Source organism: Enterobacter sp. MGH 37, assembly GCF_000534515.1.
In the GTDB taxonomy this organism is placed as follows: Bacteria; Pseudomonadota; Gammaproteobacteria; order Enterobacterales; family Enterobacteriaceae; genus Enterobacter; species Enterobacter kobei.
The window spans coordinates 104764-110902 of the sequence record NZ_KI973207.1 but is presented as its reverse complement, the minus strand read 5'-3'; the positions used below and the strand labels follow the sequence as shown (position 1 = coordinate 110902).

Genomic DNA, 6139 nt, shown 5'->3' with positions numbered 1-6139 from the left:
AGCAAAAGGCCACATAAATCACTCGAACTGATGACGCCAGTGGACTATATTTTACGTGAGAGTAAAAATTGCAATATGTGGTGGACCCATACAAGTTCTTGAAATTCTATTCTTGATTGCATATCATCTCAACGAGTTTCGATAAGAAAGGATGCGCATGCGACCGTCTGTTGTGCTTGACATGAAGCGAAGCGCAGTGCGTGAAGCGGTAGGCCGCTTTCGCGCCGCGAACCCGCGCGTCTTCGGCTCGGTGCTGCATGGCACCGACCGGGATGGCAGCGACCTCGACCTGTTGGTCGATGCGCTGCCCGGTGCCACGTTGTTGGACTTGGGCGATTTGGAAGAAGAACTGAAATCGCTGCTCGGCGTTGACGTCGATCTGCTGACTCCCGGCGACCTGCCGCCGAAGTTCCGGGCCAAGGTGCTCGCGGAGGCGCAACCGATATGAGCGAGAACCGCCTGCCCGATTACCTCGACCACATTCAGCAGGCCGCAACCGATGCGCGCAGTTTCGTGGAAGGGATGGCCAAGGACGACTTCTTGGCCGACAAGCGCACCCAGCAGGCCGTCATCATGAGCCTGATCGTCATCGGCGAGGCGGCCACAAAGGTGATGGATGGCTACGTCGAGTTCACCCAGGCGCATGCCGACGTGCCGTGGCGCAGCATGCGCAATATGCGTAATCGCATGGCTCACGGCTATTTCGACATCAACCTCGATGTGGTGTGGGAGACGGTACAGGAATGGCTGCCGGCGTTGCTCCAGCAATTGCCCGCCGTGCGTCAGGATGCCGACGATGAAGACCGTAACGACAACTGTGAAAGAGGGATCTCCGATGACTGTTGAATCGAGAATATTTTCTGTAGCCGAGTATGTTCAGCCGTCCGAAGGCGAGCCTATTCGTTCCGTTGTGCTTGAAACCCGAGACTCAATTATCGTGGTTTGGCATGTCCATCCCGGGCAGGAAATTGCGGCTCACATTCATCCTCACGGCCAAGACACGTGGACTGTTTTGTCGGGAATGGCTGATTACTTTCAGGGCAATGGGATTGTTCGTGCCCTCAGGGAAGGTGAGATAGCCGTGGCAAGACCGGGCCAAGTGCACGGGGCGCGAAATACAGGTACCGAGCCATTTGTGTTAGTCTCGGTTGTGGCATCAGCCAATGCCGGTTTCGTATTGGCTGAGCGATAGAGCCCAATCTCTGGAGTTGGTCCAATGAGCGGTCGGGGAGATAGGTAACAGACATGCAGCGGACACGGCTGCTAAACCAGGTCGCAAACCTCCTTGCGTCGCAGCGTGCCGCAAGCGACGCGATCAATCGAATGGGGTCGGCATGAGACTGAACACCATCCAGTTCCCGACCGCGTAGCCGCCTGTCCTGCCGATCAGGTCTTGACCATCGACGCCTGGGATCAGTCCTGAATGTTCTTGGAGACCACTACGTTATGAGCCGCAGCCGCCGCAAAACACCCATCGTCGGGCACACGACCTGCGGCAGCGAGCGCGAGGACAAGAAGCTCTGGCATCAGCGCTGGCGCACCCGTGAGCGCACGGCGCTGACCAGCGCGTCGCCCGAAGCCCTGAGCGCCCATCTGCCCCTGCTGGAAAACCAGGCCAGCAGCGTCTGGTCGATGGGCAAGGATGGCCGCTCCTACTGGCCCGTCAAGCGCCAGGCCGCCACGGCGGATCGCATCGCCAATCACAAGGGACGCAACCCGCAAGAACGCGCCTCCCTGAAAAAGCGCCTGCTTACACTGTGATTCCTTCAAAATATCTCAACGAAATTTCCCGACACCTGTTTGGGGTCGTCTCAGAAAACGGAATCTATGGTCACTCCCGTTTTTGCAACACCGATTTTGACGACAAGTTGGCTTGCTTGAATCTATCCGGCGTCTGAATGGGATTTTATTCCCGCGCCTTGATGAGTTCCGCGCCTGATGAACCTCCAGAAAATATACGGCTTCAATGAGCCTTTCCGTTTTACAGGTTCCTCAACAGGCCGGTGGGCCGTTAGTATCATCAATATCAGTATTCGCAAAACCAGATCAGTAATTCTTTAAACCGGTGTATTTCTGCCGTTATGCTACATAAGTTTGCTGTCGTGCCGTTAGGGCCCAGGCTATTCTGGCCAGCTTGTTTGCCAGAGCACAAGTGACGACAAAGTTGCTTTTCCGGCACAGTAAATCCCTGACCCAATCGGCCAATTTGCCAGACTGGTGTTCCAGTTTTTGTATGAATACCCTGGCACATTGAACCAACAAAGTTCGGATCTTTTTATTACCTCGCTTACTAATTCCCAGCAATGTCGTCCTACCTCCCGTGCTGTACTGCCGAGGTACAAGCCCTGTTGCCGCCGCAAAGTCACGGCTGCTGGCGTACTGCTTCCCGTCGCCAATCTCAGTTGAAATAGTACTCGCTGTCAGTGTTCCGACGCAGGGAATGCTCAGCAAGCGCTGTCCAACCTCATCTTCGTCCAACTTTCGTTTCAACTGGGATTCCAAATCTTTAATCTGCTCAACAAGATAGTGATAATGCTGTTGTAATTTCAGCAATAACTGGCTGAGGTAAAGAGGCAAACTATTATCCTCAAGAATGGTACTCAGTCGGCTAATAACGGCAGCTCCTCGGGGAACGCTAATGCCAAATTCCAGCAGAAAAGCATGCATTTGATTGGTTGTTTTTACCTTATCCTGAACCAGGGATTCACGGACACGATGCAGAGCCCGCATTGCCTGCTGAGATTCCGTTCTGGGCTGCACAAAACGCATAGACGGACGCGATGCAGCTTCACAAATAGCTTCGGCGTCGACAAAGTCGTTTTTATTGCTTTTAACGAACGGGCGGACAAATTGTGGTGATATCAGCTTTGGGGAATGCCCCAACTCTTCCAACTTGCGTGCCATAAAGTGAGAACCGCCACAGGCTTCCATTGCGATGGTTGTAGCGGGGCATGTCGCCAAAAATTCGATCAACTTTGGCCGGGTAAATTTTTGGCACTGTTGCAAATAGTCGGTGGTGATAAACTTATCATCCCCTTTTGCTGATGGAGCTGCACATGAACCCATTCAAAGGCCGGCATTTTCAGCGTGACATCATTCTGTGGGCCGTACGCTGGTACTGCAAATACGGCATCAGTTACCGTGAGCTGCAGGAGATGCTGGCTGAACGCGGAGTGAATGTCGATCACTCCACGATTTACCGCTGGGTTCAGCGTTATGCGCCTGAAATGGAAAAACGGCTGCGCTGGTACTGGCGTAACCCTTCCGATCTTTGCCCGTGGCACATGGATGAAACCTACGTGAAGGTCAATGGCCGCTGGGCGTATCTGTACCGGGCCGTCGACAGCCGGGGCCGCACTGTCGATTTTTATCTCTCCTCCCGTCGTAACAGCAAAGCTGCATACCGGTTTCTGGGTAAAATCCTCAACAACGTGAAGAAGTGGCAGATCCCGCGATTCATCAACACGGATAAAGCGCCCGCCTATGGTCGCGCGCTTGCTCTGCTCAAACGCGAAGGCCGGTGCCCGTCTGACGTTGAACACCGACAGATTAAGTACCGGAACAACGTGATTGAATGCGATCATGGCAAACTGAAACGGATAATCGGCGCCACGCTGGGATTTAAATCCATGAAGACGGCTTACGCCACCATCAAAGGTATTGAGGTGATGCGTGCACTACGCAAAGGCCAGGCCTCAGCATTTTATTATGGTGATCCCCTGGGCGAAATGCGCCTGGTAAGCAGAGTTTTTGAAATGTAAGGCCTTTGAATAAGACAAAAGGCTGCCTCATCGCTAACTTTGCAACAGTGCCTACGCATCCACCTTATCCGTTTTTGTCATGATTCCCATGCCACGCGCAAACTCCCGACTACGGTGAGGGTTGGCCAGAGAAACCCGGAAACCGGCATCATGTAATTCAGTGGCCAGCCGTTCGTGATAAACACCGGTAGCTTCCATTACCACATGAACATCTTCCGGACTGCAATGTTGAAGCCTGAGCCAGCGAAGAATATTTTCAACTGAATGTCTGTTATTCTGGATGTTACGGGTTTTTATGCGTCCTTTGATACCGTCATAAAGCATGCAAAGATCCAGGGTGTTTTTACTTACGTCAATGCCGACTGGAAACATGGTCAAACTCCTCTCACATAAACCGTCACGCCTGTTCGCCTTGTACATACGGAGTCGAGCTCCCGATAACCGTTCAACCTGATGTGCTGGCGTGAAAGGTGAAGCGGAGGGCCATGTGCTGCAAATCAAGGTTCAGCGGTGCCGACTTTTCTGACCTTAAGGGAAGGGGGCGGCTCACTCTGCTTCAGTGGTGGTAGCTAATCACCACAAACTGTTAGATACAAGCCACCGTGGCGGATGTCACCCAGGTCGACAAACTGCTGCACGGCGACGAGAACGTCGTCTGCGCCGATGACGGCTACACAGGCGTCGAAAAGCGCTCCGAGCATGCCGACCGAGAAGTGATCTGGCAGGTCGCAGCACGCCGCAGCACCTACAAGATGCTCGATAAACGCAGCGCCCTGTACAAAGCCAAGCGCAAGATCGAGAAGGCCAAGGCGCAAGTGCGAGCGAAGGTAGAGCCCCCGTTTCGCGTGATCAAGCGGCAGTTCGGCTACACCAAGGTACGTTTCCGAGGGCTGGTGAAGAACACTGCACAACTGGTGACGCTGTTTGCCCTGTCGAACCTATGGATGGCCCGCCGACATTTGCTGGCAAGCGCAGGAGAGGTGCGCCTGTAATGCGGAAAATGGCCGTCGCAAGGTGCTCGCGACGGCTGAAAGCACCGAAATGAGCGGGTGATCCGATCGTTTTTGATCGGTTCACCGCTTTCAAAATCAGCAGTGGCAGAAGTCAGCCGGAAATACAGGGCTACTTCAGACCATCCCTAGCTAGGGCTCGTAGTTCGGCGCAAGGCTGAAGTCGCTTGGCTGCTTCGCTGTGCAGATCCATGACCCACTTTCCATCAAACTCCCGGTCGTAGTTCCACAAGCATCTCGCGAGTCTTGCCGGCCCGCTCCACTAACAAGACCACAACATCTCCAACGTTCTTGTCGTCTAGCCGGGCCTGTAATGTGGTGACGTCGTCAACGGCGATACCGTCGATGCTGATAACGCGATCGCCGGGCACGATGCCGCCTGCGGTGACCTCGACGCCGACGAGCCCGGCCCTGTGCGCCGCCGAGCCCGGCGTCACGCGCAATACGAATACGCCCTTACTGCCGGTCAGCGCCTGCAGACGCGTGTTGAGCTGCTCATCCACCTCGATGCCCAGCGCCGGACGGATGTACTTGCCGGTCTTTATGAGTTGCGGCACCACGCGCATGACGGTATCGACCGGCACCGCAAAGCCTATTCCGGCCGAGGCGCCAGACGGACTGTAGATGGCGGTATTGATGCCGATCAGCCGCCCAGCCGAATCGAGCAGCGGGCCACCGGAATTGCCGGGGTTGATGGCGGCGTCGGTCTGGATCAGGTGATCGATGGCCGGGCCGCCCGCTTCTCCCGGCAACGAGCGGTCGAGCGCGGAGACGATACCAGTGGTGAGCGTCCAGTCCAGGCCGAAGGGGTTGCCGATAGCAAACACCTTCTGACCCACCTTGAGGTCGGCACTGGTGCCGACCGGCACGGCCGGCGGGCGCTTGAAACCGACGCCGATCTTGAGCACGGCGATGTCGTGCGCGGGGCTCGTCCCCACCAGCGCGGCCTGGTAGTCGCGGCCGTCGGCCAGTTTGACGGTGGCTTCGGACGCGCCCTGGATGACGTGGAAGTTGGTGACGACGTGGCCGGCGTCGTCCCAGATGAAGCCCGAGCCAGTGCCGCGCGGCACGGAGAACACGTTGCGCGTCCAGACATCGCGTACTAATTGCGCGGTGGTGATGTAGACCACCGAGGCGCGCGATTTTTCGAACAGTTCGATGGTGGTTTTCTCGTCCGCCGCCAGATCGCCACGCGCCATCACGGTGCGTTCTGCTGCCTCGCGCGGACTGAACCAGGCCTCGATGGCAGACAGAAACTGCCACAGCAGCATGAGCGCGGCAATACAGGCGGTGATGAAGAGCCAGCGCCGGACGAAGCGGTCCGGCGCGGGGCGTTGGTACGGGTCGAGATAGGCGATGAGACGTCTC

At 55.9% G+C, this 6139-nt stretch carries 6 protein-coding genes and 3 pseudogenes; 6 read left to right on the top strand and 3 right to left on the bottom strand.

What is annotated here, in order from left to right:
- Window positions 1-157: 157 nt before the first annotated feature.
- The 4 genes from L383_RS00380 to L383_RS00395 all read left to right on the top strand — a co-directional run bounded on the left by L383_RS00380 (window position 158) and on the right by L383_RS00395 (window position 1761).
- On the top strand, window positions 158-448 hold the full coding sequence (locus L383_RS00380) for a nucleotidyltransferase family protein (protein ID WP_001247892.1): 291 nt from the start codon (window positions 158-160) through the stop codon (window positions 446-448).
- The gene (locus tag L383_RS00385; RefSeq protein ID WP_001293886.1) at window positions 445-846 is read left to right on the top strand and encodes a HepT-like ribonuclease domain-containing protein; all 402 of its coding nucleotides are present in this window, start codon (window positions 445-447) and stop codon (window positions 844-846) included. Before L383_RS00380 ends, L383_RS00385 begins: the two co-directional genes overlap by 4 nt.
- A complete protein-coding gene (locus L383_RS00390) occupies window positions 836-1192 on the top strand; it encodes a cupin domain-containing protein (RefSeq protein WP_000215515.1) in 357 nt (118 codons plus the stop codon). Before L383_RS00385 ends, L383_RS00390 begins: the two co-directional genes overlap by 11 nt.
- A gap of 254 nt (window positions 1193-1446) precedes the next feature.
- A complete protein-coding gene (locus L383_RS00395; RefSeq protein ID WP_000091613.1) occupies window positions 1447-1761 on the top strand; it encodes a hypothetical protein in 315 nt (104 codons plus the stop codon).
- Between the two features lie 318 nt (window positions 1762-2079).
- Here L383_RS00395 and L383_RS00400 read toward each other — a convergent pair.
- A pseudogene (locus L383_RS00400) lies at window positions 2080-2994 on the bottom strand (IS110-like element IS4321 family transposase); the annotation flags it as partial.
- A gap of 62 nt (window positions 2995-3056) precedes the next feature.
- Between L383_RS00400 and L383_RS00405 the strand changes: the two are divergent.
- Entirely contained in the window at window positions 3057-3761 is a 705-nt protein-coding gene (locus tag L383_RS00405) for an IS6-like element IS26 family transposase (RefSeq protein ID WP_001067855.1), read from the top strand.
- 54 nt (window positions 3762-3815) lie between these two features.
- On the opposite strand, the pseudogene L383_RS00410 reads toward L383_RS00405, so the two are convergent.
- Window positions 3816-4133, bottom strand: a pseudogene (locus L383_RS00410) (IS110 family transposase); the annotation flags it as partial.
- A gap of 224 nt (window positions 4134-4357) precedes the next feature.
- On the opposite strand from L383_RS00410, the pseudogene L383_RS00415 reads away from it, so the two are divergent.
- Window positions 4358-4753, top strand: a pseudogene (locus tag L383_RS00415) (IS5/IS1182 family transposase); the annotation flags it as partial.
- A 224-nt stretch (window positions 4754-4977) separates the two neighbouring features.
- On the opposite strand, the gene L383_RS00420 reads toward L383_RS00415, so the two are convergent.
- Window positions 4978-6129 carry a S1C family serine protease gene (locus L383_RS00420; RefSeq protein ID WP_032629948.1) on the bottom strand — a complete coding sequence of 384 codons (1152 nt, stop codon included), beginning with the start codon at window positions 6127-6129 and terminating at the stop codon, window positions 4978-4980.
- Between the last annotated feature and the right edge of the window lie 10 nt (window positions 6130-6139).

Bases quoted from the DNA above. Each gene is read 5' to 3' on its own strand.
- L383_RS00380 (WP_001247892.1), top strand. From the start codon at position 158: ATGCGACCGTCTGTTGTGCTTGACATGAAGCGAAGCGCAGTGCGTGAA.
- L383_RS00385 (WP_001293886.1), top strand. From the start codon at position 445: ATGAGCGAGAACCGCCTGCCCGATTACCTCGACCACATTCAGCAGGCC.
- L383_RS00390 (WP_000215515.1), top strand. From the start codon at position 836: ATGACTGTTGAATCGAGAATATTTTCTGTAGCCGAGTATGTTCAGCCG.
- L383_RS00395 (WP_000091613.1), top strand. From the start codon at position 1,447: ATGAGCCGCAGCCGCCGCAAAACACCCATCGTCGGGCACACGACCTGC.
- L383_RS00405 (WP_001067855.1), top strand. From the start codon at position 3,057: ATGAACCCATTCAAAGGCCGGCATTTTCAGCGTGACATCATTCTGTGG.